Here is an 18,982-nt window from a genome sequence, read left to right on the forward strand (position 1 = left end):
TTCCAAATTTTGTTATCGCTTTCACAAAGAGTATAGCATGTATTTTGTGATTATTTTCACATAATTTATGGCTAAATTATATATAATATGTGGCTGATTAAAGAACCTGTGAAATAAATTAATAGAGTATCTCTTTTAAATTATCTGTTATATAACAAATTTATAGTTAATGGTAAAAAGAATAGTTTGTCACTTTAAAAAAAGTGAATTTATTGACTAAATACAATTAAATTTTCAAGCAAATATGTTAGGCTAATTTAGTATGGAATGATGACATCATCTAACCTTCAAGTATTGAGTGATTAATAGTTTAAAGGAGTTAAATGTTACATGAAGAAGTTATATCTTTTTTTATTAATGGGATTATTAATACTGTCAGCATGTTCAAATGGTCATTTAGGTGAAAAAAATCAAAAAAGTGATAATAACCATTCGAAGAAAAATCATAAAAAGATTAAAAAAGACGGAAAGACATATATTGATGGTATTCTAATAGTAAATAAACAAATTAAATTACCTAAAGATTTCAATCCAGGAGAAAATCCAAAAGCGGTACGTGCTTTAAATAAAATGATGACAGATGCAAAGAAAGATAATATTCAATTATATAAAATAAGTGGTTTTAGAAGTTATCAAACACAAGTACAACTATTTAATAATTATAAAGCTAGAGATGGCGAAAAAGCTGCTAATAAATATAGTTCGAAACCAGGTCACTCTGAACATCAAACTGGATTATCATTTGATGTAGGAGCACAGGGCTCAGATAAAAATTTATATCGTAGCTTTGGTAAAACTAAAGAAGGTAAATGGATTAAAAAACATGCTGCTGATTATGGTTTCATTGTAAGATATGGGAAACATAAAGAGAATGAAACAGGTTATCAATATGAACCATGGCATTTACGTTATTTAGGAAAAGATAAAGCGAAACAAGTTAAACAATCAGGTAAAAGTTTAGAATCATATTTAGGTTTATATCCTAGGAAATAAATAATAGAAAAAGGCGGAGATTTTGAATTGAATATCAACTCAAAATTTCCGCCTTACTTTATGATAAAAGTGATAACTTTATTATTTTTCTTCGCCTACAACTGTAAAACGTTCATTAATATGTTGTGGGTTTTCAATTTCATCTACAATAGCTATTGCAAAATCAGCATAGCTAATATAACTTTTTCCATTAGAATTCACTAATAGTTGATCTTTACCAGATTTATATTTACCAGTTCTTGCACCTTCATAATCAAATTCAGCTGAAGGACTTAAAAATGTCCAAGTAATTCCTTCTGCATTTTGTAATTCTTCAAGGTTTTGTCCTTGGCCTATTGCAGTTGGTTTGACTACATCTGGAAATTCTTCAGTGTCAATCAGTTTAGTAGTGTGAGCATCATCAACATATAAGCTTCCTGCACCACCAACAATAATTGCTCTAGTATCTGTACCTTTTAAAATATCAATTAAATGACGACCTGCATTAATATGACCTTCTGAATCGCCTAATGGTGCACCAAATGCATTTACCACTACATCAAATGCTGTAATATCAGAAGTAGTTAAATCATGAATATCTTTTTCAATGACATCTACATTTGAGTTCGAAACTTTTGATGCATTTCTTACGATAGCCGTTACTTGGTTTCCTCTATCTACTGCTTCTTCTAAAATAAGTTGTCCAACTTTACCTGAAGCCCCAATAATTCCTACTTTCATTATAAACCCCTCCGTATTTCTAGTTATAAAGGTTAATTTAAAAGCAATTAATCTATATATATAAATGTAATCTTTGCAGTTACTTATGTTTTTGTCAATTTAATAGCTCTTAATATAAATTCTTATCCATAAAGTGGTAGGTTAGTTATCTCAATTTATATATTTATTTATTATTCTTAAAATAAATTTTGATGCCAATAATTGTAAGCATACCAAGTAGTACAAGGCCTACGACCGCCATAAGTATGTAAAGGAAAATCATGCCCCAATGTGTCGTAGTTTCAACTTTAACGCTAGGGGCGTGATGATCTTTTATAAATTGTCTATCATAATCAACGTATAATCGATTGTCTTTAGAAACTTTCAATTTATATTTTTTCTTATCTTTTGGAACTAAATCATATAAATCTTTTTTAACTTCGTATTCCTTACCATCTATCTTATGTTCCCCTTTTGAAACAACTTTACGGTATTCATATTGTTTAAAAGCATGCTCAGTTAAAGCATTCGCAAGTTTTTGACGTGCGTGTTTAGCTTGTTCATCAGGATAGGGCATAACATTAAATATGCTAGTAACGATTCTTAAATGGTGTCGTTTAGCTGTTAATTCTAGATTATAGCCATTGTCACTAGTACCTGTTTTCAATCCATCAACATCTTTCATAGTATCTGCTTCATTTGGTAATGACGTATTTGTATTATGTAGCTCTTGATTAGATTGTGTATCTTTAGAAAGCTTTGTAATTTTTAAAACATCCGGATGTTCTTTTAACAAATTTGTGCTGAGTATAGCCATATCTCGTGCAGATGTATGAGAAATAGTATCATTTTTATATTTTTTCGGTTCATATGGTTGTAATACTTTATTATTTGCTCCACTTGGATTAGTAAATTTTGTATTTTTCATACCTAATTCTTTTGCTTTTTTATTCATTCTATCTGTGAATTTTGAAGAATTGCCATCAATATGTTCAGCTAAAACTAACGTAGAAGCATTACTTGATTCTAATGCTGCTTGTTTCAATAATTGATTGATTGTAACAGTTTCACCTTGTTTTAAAGGAAATGTTGTTAAATTAGGTAATTCTGACATTTTTTCGTATCTTGATGTAATTTTTACTTTATCGTTCATTTTCACTTTTCCGGATTTAATATCATCGTATATTAAATTCATTGTCATCAATTTGGTTGTTGAAGCTGGATCAACTTGTTTTTTGTCGTGATAATTGTAGAGTATTTGTCCATCCTCAGTAGTTACTATCATACCTTTTGGATTGTATTGCTTATCAATGTTTTGTTTTTCTTGTTTAGCTACGTCTACAGGTGACTGTGATGCTAAAACAGTTGGTGATACAACGATTAAACACATAATTATCATCAGAATACTGGTCAAAACTTTTTTCAATGATGTTCCCCCTATTAATATTTTTATATCATTTAGTTACTATATGTAATTTGCATATACCTATGTTTATAAGTGCCCTACTTAATTTCACTCTAAACTAATTTGGTATTTATGTATATATTATATGAACATAAGTATTATAACGTAATTGACTTACTCTATTAAAATTTTATTATCAAATTTTGTAAAATATGTATTTCTAAAGTAAGAAGGACTTTATTTTTTAAAATTTATAGCATTTTATCGTTTTATTACATTTTGTAATCTATTTTTAATTGTTTAGTTACAATAAATATCTGATTTGTTCTTGAATGTAAATAGCTAGTATTGTAATATAACTGTTATATCAGGTATATAAAATATACAAAAGGAGTTATACGCTATGAGAATAGGATTATTATTAATTAGACTTATGTTAGGTGTCACTTTTACAATACATGGTTCACAAAAGGTATTTAGTGGATTTAAAGAACCTATGGAAATGATGGCTGGCTTAGGCTTTCCAGCATTTTTAGGCATTTTATTAGGATTGTTTGAATTTATTGGTGGTATCTTTATGATTATAGGTTTACTTTCAAATTACGTTGCTGCTGGTTTTATCGTTATTATGCTAGGCGCATTATTTACGGTACATCTATCACAAGGTTATATGGCTTCAGAACTTGTAATTATACTTCTAGTTATGAGTATTGCTGTAATGATCTCATATAATTGGAAGAAATTATTAGAACTATATTAATTTTTAAATAGAATATTCAGACACACGAAAAGCAACCTAACACATCGTTAGGTTGCTTTTTCAAATACGATTTTCTATTATATACTAATCATCTTGTTGATTATCTAATACTTTACCTGTTTTAGCATCGACTGTTATTTCATGTTTTTCTTTACCTTTTTGTAGGTCGAAATCATAAACTAATTTTCCATCATCTTTAGATAATGACCATTCTTTAACGTCACCGTCAAATTCTTTTTGAGCAGATTTAATGGCATCTTTATAATCTTTTACATCACTATATTTAAACGAATCATTAGAATTATTAGATTCGCCTTTTTCAGTTTCTTTATGAATTACCTTTTTATCTTTGTCATTAATAATGACTTCTGATTCTTTGTTATTCTTAGTGTCTTGTTGTTCAACTTTGTATACCCAGTCGCCATTTGATTTTTCATATGAAATATCTTTTAAATCTTGACCTTTATATGTTTGTTGCGTTTTTTTAATCGCATCTTCAGGATTTGTCTTAATATCTTTTACTGCTACAGTAGTATCTTTTGTACCTTCGTCTTTTTTATTTGAAGCTGAATCACTACCTCCATTGCCACACGCACCTAATAAAATGGCTGCCGATGATAATAAAGCTATTGTTTTTGTATGTTTCATTGTTAGTCTCTCCTTTATATTAGATATTTCTTAATCCCCAACTTTCTATACAAAAAAACTTAAATTAAGGAATTGTAAAGATTTTGTAAAGATTTATTGAAGATAAATGTTTACAGTAGTTCACTTATTTTAAAGTATTTATCATTGCTTTTTATTGAATTTTACGTTTCGATTGTACTTAAAAATTTTAGAATATTAGTTCTAAATTAGACCACGAGCACGTTGACGTCAGACAAACCTCAGTGTCCTCTCACAGAAATCATTTACACTTATTTTGATTTTTATAAATTTTTAAATGTTTTCAAAAATAATAGCTACAAAAAACTTTTTTAGAAATAGATTTGTGAATAGTTATACTTGTATTACAACAAATATATTATACAAACTTATTGAATTTCACTCTATTCGTTGTAATGGGATAACAATTTTATTTTCCAAATAATATTAATATTTTTTAATCTCAAAGTGTGATATATTTGTTACGTAATATGAAGTTAAATATTAGTGTATTATTACATTGAGACTAACCCATTCTTACACAGCAACATTTAAAGGAGTATGGTTCAATGTCAAAAAGACAAAGAAATTTAAAACACAGTTTAGAAAACGAAAAATCTCGGGTTAAATTATATAAATCTGGGAAACATTGGATTAAATCAGGTATCAAAGAAATTAAATTAATGCGAATCATGGGATTACCTATCTTTTCCAATCATACAATGGAAGATTCTGATGAAGGTAAAGAAAAAGGTAACTTTGTAAAAAGAAATGCTATAAAAGCTTCTACAATAGCAGGTGGCGCTTTTACAGTTAATATGTTACATAATCATCAAGCAATGGCAGCTTCTGAATTACCTGTAACTTCAGAGCTTTCTACACAAAGTCAAGCAGTCGCAAATCAAAATTCAACTGAACTTAAACATGCAAGCAATAGTGAAAACACAGCGAAAAGTGAATCTGTTTCATCAGAAAAAACACAAAGTTCTGAAAAAAATGACACAACTGATAGTACTCAATCTACGTCTAGTAGTAGCGAGAAATCAGATACACAATCTAGTGAAAGCGTTGAAAATAAATCTGAACAACATAGTGAAACTGATCAAACTAACAAACAGAATTCTGATTCAGAGCAAGCTTCTAAGTCTAGTCAATCAGACCATAGTAACTCTGAAGCAAGCAAAAATGATTCAAAAAATTCTCAAAGTACAAAATCTACTTCATCATCTAACGATAATTCATCTGATTCACAATCGCAGAAATCAGAAACAGCTACAAATGAAAGTAAAACAAGTACTTCAAGTGAAACTAAATCAACTTCACCAGACTCTCAATCTCAAGCTTCAACGAAAAATACCGACAGTCAATCATCTGCAGGTGCTACATCAAGTGAATCCCCAAAACAAAATACAGTAAATAGTGAAGCGATTACGAATAAAACATCATATATTAATGAAAGAATGACACATACTGCTTCTGAGAGTGTTGTCACTACACCGGTTGCTAGTGAATCTAGTAAATCGACTAGTACAACTAAAGTACGTGCATTTAGTAGATTAGCGGTCAATCGTTTAGCAGCTGCAGCAACAACAGCATCACCAATTGCACCTACAACTTCACAGGTCGTAGTTGATAAGGATAACTTTACTGATCATTTCACAACTAGCGGTTCTGCAACATACGATCAAAGTACTGGTGTTGCAACATTAACTCCAGATGTTGGCGGACAAAAAGGTGCTATATCTCTAGGTACTAAAATTGACTCAAATAAAAGTTTCCATTTTGAAGGTAAAGTTAACCTAGGAACTCGTTATGAAGGAACTTCTCCAGACGGCGTCACTGGTGGCGATGGTATCGGTTTCGCCTTTTCACCAGGTACACTCGGACAAATTGGTAAAGAAGGGGCTGCCTTAGGTATTGGTGGCTTGAATAATGCTTTCGGCTTTAAGTTAGATACTTATCATAATACCTCACAACCTAACTCATCTGCCAAAGCTAATAAAGACCCTGCTAGTGTAGGTGGCGGTGGCGCATTCGGTGCATTTGTAACAACAAATAATTCAGGCGTAGCAACAACTTATACAGATAATACAAAAACTGCTAATGCGGCTAAATTAACAACACAACCTAATGGTACTTTCCAAGATTTTATCATTGATTATAATGGTGATACGAAAGTCATGACAGTAACATATGCTGGACAAACGTGGACTAGAAATATTTCTGATTGGATTAAAGCCAGTAAAAATACTAACTTCTCGCTATCTATGACAGCGTCTACTGGTGGAGCTCGAAATTTACAACAAGTTGAAATTGACTCATTCACGTATACTGAAACTGCTACGGCACAAGTTCACTATGTTGATGCCGATACTGGTAAAGAAATCGTTGCAGCTAAAACACTGGCTGGAGACGTAGACAATACTGTCACTATTGATGATCAACAAAGCGCGATTACGGCTAAAGGTTATCAATTAGTAAATATAGATAGTACATATGCACCAACATATAACGCAACAAATAAAACAGTTAAATTAACAAATGCAGGGCAAGCTATAACTGTCTTTTATAAAGATGTACAGGCACCAACTATTAACATGTCTAATCAAACTAAAGAAATTAATAGCCCAATTTCACCTATTACAGTGAATACAACAGATAATGGTACTGGCACTGTTACAAATACTGTTACAGGTCTACCTTCTGGATTAAGTTATGATTCAGCATCAAACACAATTACTGGAACTCCTACACAATTAGGAAATAATACTGTTACTGTCACTTCAGTTGATCAAGCCGGTAATTCGTCTACATCGACATTTAACATTAATGTAGTGGATACTACTAATCCGGTTATTAATATTAATAATCAATCTAACCAAGTACTATCACCTATTAATAACGTAACAATTGATACAAGTGACAACAGTGGTTCAACAACTGATACTGTAACTGGATTACCACCAGGTTTAACTTATGATCCTACAACTAAAACAGTTAGTGGCACACCTACTACAATGGGTGACTATACTGTAACAGTTACATCTAAAGATGCTAGTAATAATACAACTACTAAAACATTTACTTGGAATATTGGAAGAAATGCAGAAAGTGATTCTATTTCTAACTCACAAAGTACTTCAACAGTTGATAGTACAAGTACTTCAAATAGTACATCTAATAGTAATAGTATTTCGTCATCAAATAGTACTAGTGCATCTATAAGTAATTCTACGAGTGCTTCAACTTCTGGTAGTACAAGTGCGTCACTAAGTAACTCACAAAGTACTAGTGCATCCTTGTCTGATAGTCAATCAGTAAGTAATAGCATGTCAGTTTCTAATAGTGCAAGTGCGTCATTAAGCGATTCTATTAGCGCTTCAACTTCTGGTAGTACAAGTGCTTCACTAAGTGACTCACAAAGTACTAGTGCGTCCATGTCTGATAGCCAATCAGTAAGTAACAGCATGTCAGCTTCTGATAGCACAAGCACTTCTGTAAGTGAATCTCAAAGTTCTAGTACTTCTATGTCGGATAGCGCGAGTGCTTCAACTTCTGATAGTGCTAGTGCTTCACTAAGTGATTCATTGAGTACTTCTGTTTCAGATAGCACGAGCACTTCTGTAAGTGATTCATCTAGTACTAGTACTTCGACATCACTTTCTGATAGTTCTAGTACATCTATGAGTGATTCTACTAGTACTAGTACGTCTACGTCGGATAGTGCAAGTACTTCACTAAGTGATTCATTGAGTACTTCTGTTTCTGACAGCACGAGTACGTCTGTGAGTGATTCAAATAGTACTAGTACTTCTACATCGCTTTCTGATAGTGCAAGCACGTCGACTAGCGATTCGTCTAGTACTAGTACTTCCACTTCGGATAGCACAAGTGCTTCACTAAGTGATTCATTGAGTACTTCTGTTTCAGATAGCACGAGCACTTCTGTAAGTGATTCATCTAGTACGAGTACTTCTACATCACTTTCTGACAGTGCAAGCACATCGACAAGTGACTCTACTAGTACAAGTACTTCCACTTCGGATAGCGCAAGCACGTCGACAAGTGATTCATTGAGTACTTCTGTCTCCGATAGCACGAGCACTTCTGTAAGTGAATCAACTAGTACTAGTACATCTACTTCGCTTTCTGATAGTGCAAGCACGTCGACAAGTGACTCTACTAGTACAAGTACTTCTACGTCTGATAGTACAAGTGCTTCACTAAGTGATTCGACTAGTACATCAACATCACTCTCTGATAGTGCAAGCACGTCGACAAGTGACTCTACTAGTACAAGTACATCGACGTCCGATAGTACAAGTACTTCTCTAAGTGATTCTGCTAGTACTTCTGTCTCTGACAGCACGAGCACGTCTGTAAGTGATTCATCTAGTATGAGTACTTCTACGTCGCTTTCTGACAGTGCAAGCACGTCTACGAGTGACTCATCTAGTACAAGTACGTCTACGTCTGATAGCACAAGTACTTCTCTAAGTGATTCTACTAGTACTTCTACGTCACTCTCTGATAGTTCTAGTACGTCATTGAGTGATTCTGCTAGTACAAGCACTTCGACATCTGATAGTGCAAGTACGTCTGTAAGTAATTCTACTAGTATGTCTATTTCTGCTAGTACGAGTACCTCTGTGAGTGATTCATCTAGCATGAGTACTTCTACGTCACTTTCAGACAGTGCAAGCACATCGACAAGTGACTCAGCTAGTACACAAACGTCTCTTTCTACTAGTACGAACGAATCAATGAGTGAATCATCTAGCATAAGTTCTTCATTATCTAATAGTGTAAGTACTTCTACTTCAGGTAGTACTAGTACATCATTGAGTGGTTCATCTAGTACGAGTACGTCACTTTCTGACAGTTCTAGCACTTCTCTAAGTGGTTCAACTAGTACGAGTACGTCGCTTTCTGATAGTTCTAGTACGTCATTGAGTGAGTCTTCTAGTGATAGTGCCTCTACTTCAGATAGTACAAGTATTTCATTAAGCAGTTCGACTAGCACGAGTACGTCACTTTCTGACAGTTCTAGCACTTCTCTAAGTGGTTCAACTAGTACGAGTACGTCGCTTTCTGATAGTTCTAGTACGTCATTGAGTGAGTCTTCTAGTGATAGTGCCTCTACTTCAGATAGTACAAGTACTTCATTAAGCAGTTCTGCTAGCACGAGTACGTCACTTTCTGATAGTACAAGCACTTCTCTAAGTGGTTCGACTAGTACGAGCACGTCACTTTCTGACAGTTCTAGTACGTCATTGAGTGAATCATCTAGTGACAGTGCCTCTACTTCGGATAGTACAAGTACGTCATTGAGTGGTTCGACTAGCACGAGTACATCACTTTCTGATAGTACAAGCACTTCTCTAAGTGAATCATCTAGTACGAGCACGTCACTTTCTGACAGTTCTAGTACGTCATTGAGCGACTCATCTAGTGATAGTGCCTCTACTTCGGATAGTACAAGTACGTCATTGAGTGGTTCGACTAGCACGAGTACGTCACTTTCTGATAGTACGAGCACTTCGTTAAGTGAATCATCTAGTACGAGCACGTCACTTTCTGACAGTTCTAGTACGTCATTGAGTGGTTCAGCTAGCACGAGTACGTCACTTTCTGATAGTACAAGCACTTCGTTAAGTGAGTCATCTAGTACAAGTACTTCTACTTCGGATAGTACAAGCACGTCATTAAGCGGTTCGACTAGTACGAGCACATCACTTTCTGACAGTACGAGCACGTCATTGAGTGGTTCGACTAGTACAAGTATTTCTACTTCGGATAGTACAAGCACGTCATTAAGCGGTTCTACTAGCATGAGTACGTCACTTTCTGACAGTACGAGCACGTCATTGAGCGGTTCTACAAGTGCAAGTACTTCAACATCAGAGAGCACGAGCACTTCTCTAAGTGGCTCAACTAGTATGAGTACGTCACTTTCTGACAGTACAAGCACGTCATTGAGTGGTTCTACAAGTGCAAGTACTTCAACGTCTGATAGCACGAGCACTTCTCTAAGCGGTTCTACTAGCACGAGCACGTCACTTTCTGACAGTACAAGCACGTCATTGAGCGATTCTACTAGTACAAGTACGTCACTTTCTGATAGCACTAGTACTTCATTGAGTGGTTCTACTAGCACAAGTACATCGCTTTCTGGCAGCACGAGCACTTCTCTAAGTGGCTCAACTAGCACAAGTACGTCACTTTCTGATAGTTCTAGTACTTCAACTAGTATGTCTATAAGTGAAAGCTCATCTATCAGCACAAGTACGTCTAATAGCGACAGTACAAGCACTTCTGTTTCAGATAGTACTTCCACATCTAATAGTATGAGTACTTCCATAAGCGACTCTGCTAGTACAAGTACTTCGATCTCTGACAGTACATCTACGAGTGATAGTACGAGCACGTCTATAAGCGATAGTGCAAGCACTTCAACGTCTGATAGTACTTCAACATCAACATCTATAAGTCAGTCACAAAGCCATACAAATAGTACTTCATTCAGTGATTCAACAAGTGCTAGTACGTCTACGTCTGAACCAACAAGTCATAGTGATTCAACTAGCGATAGTAGATCAGCAAGCAATAGCCATAGTACGTCTGAAACACCAAGTCATAGTGACTCATTCAGTCATTCAATGAGTGGTAGTAACTCAACTAGTAGTAGCACATCAACATCTTCGTCTATTAGACCAAGTGAAAGTGCATCTACATCTCAAAGTCAAAGTATGAGTACATCAACATCAGACAGTACATCTCAATCTAACTCATCAAGCATGAGTACATCATCTAGTGAGGCAAATATCATTGATCCAACACACCAATCATCTGAAACACAACATCACAATACTAAAGATGATTCAGAAGCATTACCTGATACTGGTGAAAATGATAACCAATCTAAAGGATTATTATCTGGACTATTGTCATTGATTTTTGGTCTTGCTATATTTAGAAAATCTAGAAAAGATAAAAAAGATCGTAAAGAAGATAAAAATAACTAAGTAAAATAAAATAGAGGCGAAAGCATTATTATTTCAAAGTACTTTAATGACTACTAAATAATGAGCGCTTTTGCCTCTTTATAATCATTTTAAGAAGAGGATTATTATGGGAAATAAGATGAACTTCAAAAACATTAAAAATATTGAATATAAAATTTTATATAAACGGATTCTTTTCACCCTAATGATTATTTTCATATACATATTGGGCAGTAATATTAAAATTGCTGACATGAAATCATCACCACATTCACAAGGTTTTCTGAATCTAGCCATTTCAAATGTTGGTGGCGATATTACAACTCTAAATCTATTCTCATTAGGTTTAAGTCCATGGTTAACTACAATGATTATCATGACTTTACTCTCTTATAGAGATATTGAAAAAGGTCAAAAACAAACTCGACTAGAACGTAGTTACAAAGAACGCTTTTTCACTATTTTATTAGCCATTATCCAAGGCTATTTCATTTTAAGCGAGTATATTAATAAAGGTATGATATATCATGCAAACTTTGCTTTATTGTTACTTATCCTATTAACAGGAACAATGTTACTTGTATGGTTAGCTGATCAAAATACAGTTTATGGAATTGCTGGGCCGACGCCTATTGTACTAGCAAGTATTATTAAATCTATTTTTCAAAATAAACAATTCGAGCATATTGATGGAATAACTATAATCATAGGTGGCATTATGCTTTTTGTCGTACTTGTACTTTTATTATTTATAGAGTTAATTGAATATCACATGATTTATAAAGATATTATGAATATTAGTACTTCTCAAAAAGATACTTACGTTTCTTGGAAGTTAAATCCCGCTGGAAGTATCTCAATCATGTTTAACTTTTCATTATTTTTCTTAGTAGGCGTATTAGTCCATTTAGCTGGTAGATGGATAACGGGTAATGCTAAATATCGTCCTTCATTTTTGGAATTGGATAATCCATTAGGCGTTATTATTTTCATTGTGATGCTCATTGTTTTAAATTATTGTTTATCAAGAATGATGTTAAATGTGAAACGTATAGCTAAAGATTTCCAGAAAAGTGGTTACTATTTTGAAGGTATTTATCCTGGTAAAATGACCCAACATTATTTAAATCATAGAGCTAAGCGAATTAGTGCAATTGGTGCATTTGTCATTGGATTCATTATTAGTTTACCTTTAATTAGTTCGATTTTTATATCTGGTATTTCAGCACAAATTTCGATATTCACTCAATTTATTATTTTGATTTACATTACGATTAATATTGTAGAAACAATACGAACATATTTATATTTTGATAAATACAAATCATTTTTAAACAAATATTGGTAAGGAGTAAGGTATGAAATATTTTGTTCCAGCTTGGTACAACGGAGATAAATGGTGGCGTAATCTTAACCAGCCATTTTACTTAAAAAGTGCAATGATTGAATTTGATGATTCTATTAGTTTAATGTCTATGCACGAAAAAAACGACGAACCTTTCAAACTTTTACATTTAAGTTTTAACCCAAATTTGCGTTTATTTTTGCATAAATATGATTTATATGAAGCGAATGTTTGGTCACTATTTGATGAGATTCAAGATTTCGATCAACTACCATCTCGATCATTTCAATTTGAAGATTTAGAGTGGCCTGAGAATACAGAATTCTTTTATTCACCTTATTTAATACAAGCTATGAAAGATAACTATGAATCTCGCATTTATTTCAATCAAGATGGCTATCTAATAGTAGTAGATGATTATGAAAACAGTATACGTGTACGCAGATATATATTCGATGAACGTGGTTATTTAAGTGCTATACGTTATTACTCAGAAGGTAAAGAGGCATTTCAAGATTATCTAACCGCTTCTGGTGACGTGATTCTACGCGAGAATCTCGAAACAAACCATGTTGAAGTTATGTCCAACCACCAATATAAGTTCAATTCAAATTCCTATCCATCAATGGTTGAGTTAATCGAAGAACGTTTTAATGCATACTGTAATGATGAAATGAATTCGAACGATCAACTTATTGTCGCATCAAATACTTTGCATAATAAAATATTCAACACTATCAGACCTGACGTTCGTGTATGTTATTCCGTTTTTAATAAACGAAATCATACAATTGATGAATCCTTTATTCAAACTATGGCTCACAGTAATAAATGGATTGTTGATACTAAAGAAAATGAAAAAGCATTGAAAAATCTAATTACGAATCAATCATTAAGTCCTGAAATATTAAGACTCACCCCTTTCGATACTCAAACATTATCCAATCTTAGTAGTCAACTAAATAAAACTTACATTGGTCTTTGGATAGATGACATGAATGATAATGATTTACAAAACGTATTACATCATATAATTACGTATCTTAAACGCCATACATCATACAGATTAATCATTTTAACTAAAAAGGATGCTACGCAACTTGAGCAATGGTTATTGAATTTAATTAATGATGTTAACGAAAGCTATAATGAATCTGATAACAATGACCTTGCCAAATCAGAATTAGTACAAGCAAAAGAACCTGAGGAATTTGAAGAACTGATTCAAATTCAATCAGTCCCATTTGAAGAGGATTTGATTAAACTATTATCACGTCTAAGAATTGTGATAGATTTAAGTGATGAACCTAATTTATACTTACAAATTTCAAGTATCAGTGTTAGAATTCCTCAAATCAATATTCATCAAGGTAGTTATGTCATACATCTTGAAAATGGCTATATCATTCATCAATATGATGATGTTCCATTTGCATTAGATTACTTTTTAAGTACATTAAAGCATTGGAATCACGCTTACACTTATAACACTAATATGATTAATGACTTAGGATCTGGTCATATTATCCAACAACTTGATCGATTTTTAGAAGGTGAGAAATAATGCCACGAAAATTTAAAGCATTACAAATTGGTGGTTCTGATTTAGAACATTTATTTAACCATAGTCCAGAAGTATCTTGGGATTACTTTGATCCGAAGTTGTTCGAATTTGAAAGTAACTATATTGAAAGTATTGAGGAAATTGTTGAAGAGAATGGACAATTCGATCTAGTCTTTATCCAAACCAATTTAACTGATCATTTAGCTAACTTAATTAACATTGTTAGTCGTCCTTATAATACGCTTGTAGATGAAATTTATTGGCCAAGTGGATATGAAGAATTAGATTTAGTACAAAAATATCTTATCCGCCCTATTCATTACAATACAACTGATGAATTACACGATAAACTATTGTCGATTTCATTTCCTGGACAATATGGGGATAAGGTTAGTCCTGCTCTTACCCATGTGTTTTCGCCCAAACATATAAATGTGACTTACTTTGGAAATAAAGAAATACAATTCCAAGGTGATTTTGGTGACCATTTCATACCTATTCTTAATTGGCAACAAAATCTTATTTATGATAAAGATAAAGTCATAGAAGTATGGCCAGAATTTCATACTGAAGGCGACGTAACATTAGAGTATACTTTCAGACTAGTATCATTTAATCCAGAAGAAGGTATACTTGAAACATTTGTGCTGAGTGAAGAGGAACTTAAGGAACCACTTTATTTAAGACGTCGACCGTACTCTGCATATATTTCAACGTCCGTCAAAGCGAAAGGCAATGGCACTATTCATATTGGTGCAGTTCATAAACGTCTGTCACATATTGAATTTGGTCATCTCCTTCTAGGTAGCGAACGTTTTGTTGATGAAAAGCGAGAAGAATTCTTTTATTACTTTAATCCTGGTGATTTTAAGCCACCGCTTAATGTTTATTTTAGTGGTTATCGTGAAGCAGAGGGGTTTGAAGCTTTCTACCTAATGCAACAACTAGGTGCACCCTTCTTATTAGTCAGTGATCCACGTATTCAAGGTGGCGCATTCTATTTAGGATCTGAAACTTATGAAAATGGTATAAAACAAGTCATTAACGATACATTAAATCAACTCGGTTTCAATAAAAGTGATTTAATCTTATCAGGATTATCCATGGGTTCTTTTGGCGCTTTATATTATGGTGCACAGTTAAATCCTAAAGGTATTAATGTCGGAAAACCATTAGTCAATGTTGGTACAATTGCGGAAAATATGAAGTTATTGCGACCTAATGATTTCGAAACTTCTTTAGATATCGCCCTATCATCTAACTATCAATTGTCTGACTCAAATGAAATAAATCATATAAAACAATTAGATAATAAATTTTGGAACGTTTTTTCCAATAGTCATATTAGTGATACAACTATTGCAATCACTTATATGGAAAACGATGACTATGATCAATCTGCGTTTGAAGACTTGTTACCTATATTCAGTCAACAGAATGTTCATTTAATGAATAAAGCTGTGCCAGGACGACATAATGATGACACACCTACCGTAGTTAATTGGTTTATGAACTTTTACCATATATTACTTAAAGATCATTTTGGGAGAGACAGTCATGCAGAATAATCAAAGATTAGAAGTAAGATGGCGAAAAGTAACACGTCATACTTATCAACACGGCGCTATAATACAATTCCATGATAATTACACATATTATGAGAACCAATTGATGCCCTCAGGATTGCAAATCAATTTATGGGAACCTTCAACGTTATTTGATAAAGATGGACATCCGCCTAAACTTCCCATGTTAAAAAGGGGCTATCATTATCATATTTCGTTAAATATCGCAGCAGTTCCTGAGCATAGTGTGTATGTTATTGTGACTTTTTATTTAAAGAATGGCACTCAACTTGAACAAGTCATTATCAAAGAAGATGAAAGTGAATTTAAATATCCTAATGAAGCATATAGTTATGACATTCGACTTATGAACGCAGCATGTCATCATCTTAAATTTAAAAATATTATATTAACCGAATTAGACCATGCAACCGAGATGAGTGATTCTCCAAAGGAACCTCAAGAAAATATTAATGATAATAACAATGACAATCAGACTTCACAATCACATCAAAACGTGACATTGGTCAATCAAATTATGCGACATACTCGTATGAATAGTGATTATAATTAATCTTCGCAATATCACTAAATGAAAGGAGGATAACTATGAATCTCAATGTAAATACCGCCATTAACCATATTAGACTAAAAAAACTATACAAATTGTTGAATCAAATCAATAACTATAGTGAAGAAATGAAGCAACTCACTGACAGCCAATTACAACAAAAAACACTAGATTTTAAACAGCGTTTAAATAGTAAACAGAATACACTCGATGATTTATTACCAGAAGCCTATGCCGTTATACGTGAAGCTTCACAACGTGTATTAGGTATGTATCATAAAGACGTCCAAGTATTAGGTGCCATTGTGATGCACCAGGGCAATATTTCTGAAATGCAAACTGGTGAAGGTAAAACATTAACGGCTACCATGCCTTTATACTTAAACGCCTTATCAGGCAATTCTGTTTTTCTTATTACAACTAATGATTACTTAGCAAAACGTGACTATTTAGAAATGAAACCGTTGTATGAATGGTTAGGTCTCACTGCATCATTGGGATTTATAGAGAATCCTCAAGGTCCTATATCTAACCAAGAGAAACAAGCGTTATATAACCATGATATTATTTATACTACCAACGGAAATTTAGGGTTTGATTATTTAATCGATAACTTAGCAGATACTAAAGAAAGTAAATTTTTACCTGAATTATACTTTGGCATCATTGATGAAGTAGATTCAATCATATTAGATGCAGCTCAAACACCACTAGTCATCTCTGGTGCACCAAGAGTTCAATCTAACCTATTCGAAATAGTTAAAGCATTCGTCGCAACACTTGAAGAAGATAAAGACTTTAAAATGAAAAAGACCAAACGTGAAATTTGGTTAACTGAAGAAGGCATTGAAAAAGCAAATACTTACTTTAATGTACCAAATATATATGGAGGTCCATATTTAGATTTAGTAAGGAATATTAACCTTTCCTTACGTGCTAAATACCTGTTTGATATTAATCTAGATTATATTGTTATGGATGGCGAAATTATGCTGATCGACCGTATAACAGGTCGTATGCTACCAGGTACAAAAATGCAAGTCGGACTCAATCAAGCATTAGAAGCAAAAGAAAACTTAGATATTTCAGATGATATGAGTGTCATGGCAACTATCACCTTCCAAAATCTGTTTATGCAGTTTCAACGATTTTCAGGGATGACAGCAACTGGGAAACTAGCTGAAAAAGAATTTTTCGATTTATATTCAAAAATTGTTATCCAAATTCCAACTTCCAGACCAGTTATAAGAGAAGACTTGGTTGATAGAGTATTTGTTAATGAAGACATTAAAAATGATGCCATATTAGAAGAAGTGATTAATTATCATAAAGAACAACGACCTGTCCTTCTGATTACACGAACTGCAGAGGCAGCAGAATACTTTTCAACTGAATTATTTAGTCGTCATATTCCAAATAACCTATTAATTGCACAAAACGTTGCTCGTGAAGCACAAATGATTGCTGAAGCAGGTCAATTAAGTGCGGTAACCGTTGCAACAAGTATGGCTGGTAGAGGTACTGATATCAAACTTTCAAAAGACGTACATGCTCTTGGTGGTCTAACCGTATTAATTAATGAACATATGGAAAATAGTCGTGTAGATAGACAATTAAGAGGACGTGCTGGACGACAAGGTGACCCAGGACAATCACAAATTTTTATCTCTTTAGATGATTACCTAGTACAACGTTGGAGTGATTCAAAATTAAAAGACAATCCAACATTAATGAAACAAGATACAGACTATCTATCTGATAGCCCTACTTTTAATAACAAAATCAAGCGCATCGTTAAAAAGGCTCAACGCATTTCTGAAGAAGAAGGAATGAAAGCACGTGAAGCTGCAAATGAATTTGAGAAAAGTATTAGTACACAACGTCAGTTAATTTATAGCGAACGTAATCGCATATTAGAAAGTGAACATTTAGATACATTAGACTATGACAGTATTGCACGAGACGTATTCAATCATCACTTTAAAAATTATAAAAATATAACTGAAAACGACATCACCAAATATATTTATAAAAACTTAAGTTTTAGCTTTAATAAAGATGATTTTGAAATTCACAACCATGATTATGAAGCCATTATCGACTTATTAATTTCTCAATTTAACCACCAACTAATACTAAATAAAAATAAGATAAATGATGAGGAGTTATTCCAACAATTTCTTAGAAAATCAGTACTCAAAGCGATAGATTCTGCATGGATAGAGCAAGTAGATTACTTACAACAATTAAAATCAAACGTAAATCAACGTCAAAAAGGTCAGCGAAATTCCATTTTTGAATATCACAAAGTAGCCTTAGATTCATTCAAACAAATGGAAGATATCATTAAACATAGAATTATTAGAAACTTATGTTTAAGTATAATCGATCAACAAAAAAATAATGACTTAACAATTCATTTCCCATAGAA

The 18,982-nt window shown here is 33.0% G+C and carries 11 protein-coding genes; 8 read left to right on the plus strand and 3 right to left on the minus strand.

The window, feature by feature from the left end; translation table 11 throughout:
- Positions 1–330 precede the first annotated feature (330 nt).
- Entirely contained in the window at positions 331–993 is a 663-nt protein-coding gene (locus LFT63_RS08680) for a M15 family metallopeptidase (RefSeq protein ID WP_029056734.1), read from the plus strand.
- Between the two features lie 81 nt (positions 994–1,074).
- Here the strand turns inward: LFT63_RS08680 and LFT63_RS08685 are convergent, their stop codons facing one another.
- Positions 1,075–1,713, minus strand: a complete 639-nt coding sequence (locus tag LFT63_RS08685) for an NAD(P)-dependent oxidoreductase (protein ID WP_029056733.1) — start codon at positions 1,711–1,713, stop codon at positions 1,075–1,077.
- A gap of 163 nt (positions 1,714–1,876) precedes the next feature.
- Complete coding sequence (gene pbp4 / locus LFT63_RS08690; RefSeq protein WP_340768757.1) at positions 1,877–3,118, minus strand: penicillin-binding protein PBP4; 1,242 nt, start codon at positions 3,116–3,118, stop codon at positions 1,877–1,879.
- A 382-nt stretch (positions 3,119–3,500) separates the two neighbouring features.
- On the opposite strand from pbp4, the gene LFT63_RS08695 reads away from it, so the two are divergent.
- A complete protein-coding gene (locus LFT63_RS08695; protein WP_029056731.1) occupies positions 3,501–3,857 on the plus strand; it encodes a DoxX family protein in 357 nt (118 codons plus the stop codon).
- A gap of 84 nt (positions 3,858–3,941) precedes the next feature.
- Here the strand turns inward: LFT63_RS08695 and LFT63_RS08700 are convergent, their stop codons facing one another.
- Positions 3,942–4,505, minus strand: a complete 564-nt coding sequence (locus LFT63_RS08700; RefSeq protein ID WP_117239421.1) for a PepSY domain-containing protein — start codon at positions 4,503–4,505, stop codon at positions 3,942–3,944.
- Between the two features lie 566 nt (positions 4,506–5,071).
- On the opposite strand from LFT63_RS08700, the gene LFT63_RS08705 reads away from it, so the two are divergent.
- The 6 genes from LFT63_RS08705 (at position 5,072) to secA2 (ending at position 18,980) form a co-directional block, all read left to right on the plus strand.
- The gene (locus tag LFT63_RS08705) at positions 5,072–11,527 is read left to right on the plus strand and encodes a lectin-like domain-containing protein (RefSeq protein WP_340768760.1); all 6,456 of its coding nucleotides are present in this window, start codon (positions 5,072–5,074) and stop codon (positions 11,525–11,527) included.
- A gap of 118 nt (positions 11,528–11,645) precedes the next feature.
- On the plus strand, positions 11,646–12,854 hold the full coding sequence (gene secY2 / locus LFT63_RS08710; protein WP_340769028.1) for an accessory Sec system protein translocase subunit SecY2: 1,209 nt from the start codon (positions 11,646–11,648) through the stop codon (positions 12,852–12,854).
- A gap of 10 nt (positions 12,855–12,864) precedes the next feature.
- On the plus strand, positions 12,865–14,415 hold the full coding sequence (gene asp1, locus LFT63_RS08715) for an accessory Sec system protein Asp1 (RefSeq protein WP_029056727.1): 1,551 nt from the start codon (positions 12,865–12,867) through the stop codon (positions 14,413–14,415).
- The gene (asp2, locus tag LFT63_RS08720; protein WP_037555839.1) at positions 14,415–15,983 is read left to right on the plus strand and encodes an accessory Sec system protein Asp2; all 1,569 of its coding nucleotides are present in this window, start codon (positions 14,415–14,417) and stop codon (positions 15,981–15,983) included. Before asp1 ends, asp2 begins: the two co-directional genes overlap by 1 nt.
- Positions 15,973–16,554 carry an accessory Sec system protein Asp3 gene (gene asp3, locus LFT63_RS08725; RefSeq protein ID WP_017637754.1) on the plus strand — a complete coding sequence of 194 codons (582 nt, stop codon included), beginning with the start codon at positions 15,973–15,975 and terminating at the stop codon, positions 16,552–16,554. The genes asp2 and asp3 overlap by 11 nt, the downstream gene beginning before the upstream one ends.
- A 35-nt stretch (positions 16,555–16,589) precedes the next feature.
- Positions 16,590–18,980: an accessory Sec system translocase SecA2 gene (gene secA2 / locus LFT63_RS08730; RefSeq protein ID WP_340768764.1), complete on the plus strand. Its 2,391-nt coding sequence runs from the start codon at positions 16,590–16,592 to the stop codon at positions 18,978–18,980.
- Positions 18,981–18,982 lie beyond the last annotated feature (2 nt).

It is taken from the genome of Staphylococcus sp. FSL H8-0121 (assembly GCF_038008425.1).
GTDB lineage: Bacteria > Bacillota > Bacilli > Staphylococcales > Staphylococcaceae > Staphylococcus > Staphylococcus pasteuri.

Excerpts from the sequence above, each read along its gene's own strand:
- asp2 (WP_037555839.1), top strand. The coding sequence starts at position 14,415 with ATGCCACGAAAATTTAAAGCATTACAAATTGGTGGTTCTGATTTAGAA.
- LFT63_RS08700 (WP_117239421.1), bottom strand. The coding sequence starts at position 4,505 with ATGAAACATACAAAAACAATAGCTTTATTATCATCGGCAGCCATTTTA.
- secA2 (WP_340768764.1), top strand. The coding sequence starts at position 16,590 with ATGAATCTCAATGTAAATACCGCCATTAACCATATTAGACTAAAAAAA.
- asp3 (WP_017637754.1), top strand. The coding sequence starts at position 15,973 with ATGCAGAATAATCAAAGATTAGAAGTAAGATGGCGAAAAGTAACACGT.
- secY2 (WP_340769028.1), top strand. The coding sequence starts at position 11,646 with ATGAACTTCAAAAACATTAAAAATATTGAATATAAAATTTTATATAAA.
- LFT63_RS08685 (WP_029056733.1), bottom strand. The coding sequence starts at position 1,713 with ATGAAAGTAGGAATTATTGGGGCTTCAGGTAAAGTTGGACAACTTATT.
- LFT63_RS08695 (WP_029056731.1), top strand. The coding sequence starts at position 3,501 with ATGAGAATAGGATTATTATTAATTAGACTTATGTTAGGTGTCACTTTT.
- LFT63_RS08705 (WP_340768760.1), top strand. The coding sequence starts at position 5,072 with ATGTCAAAAAGACAAAGAAATTTAAAACACAGTTTAGAAAACGAAAAA.
- LFT63_RS08680 (WP_029056734.1), top strand. The coding sequence starts at position 331 with ATGAAGAAGTTATATCTTTTTTTATTAATGGGATTATTAATACTGTCA.
- asp1 (WP_029056727.1), top strand. The coding sequence starts at position 12,865 with ATGAAATATTTTGTTCCAGCTTGGTACAACGGAGATAAATGGTGGCGT.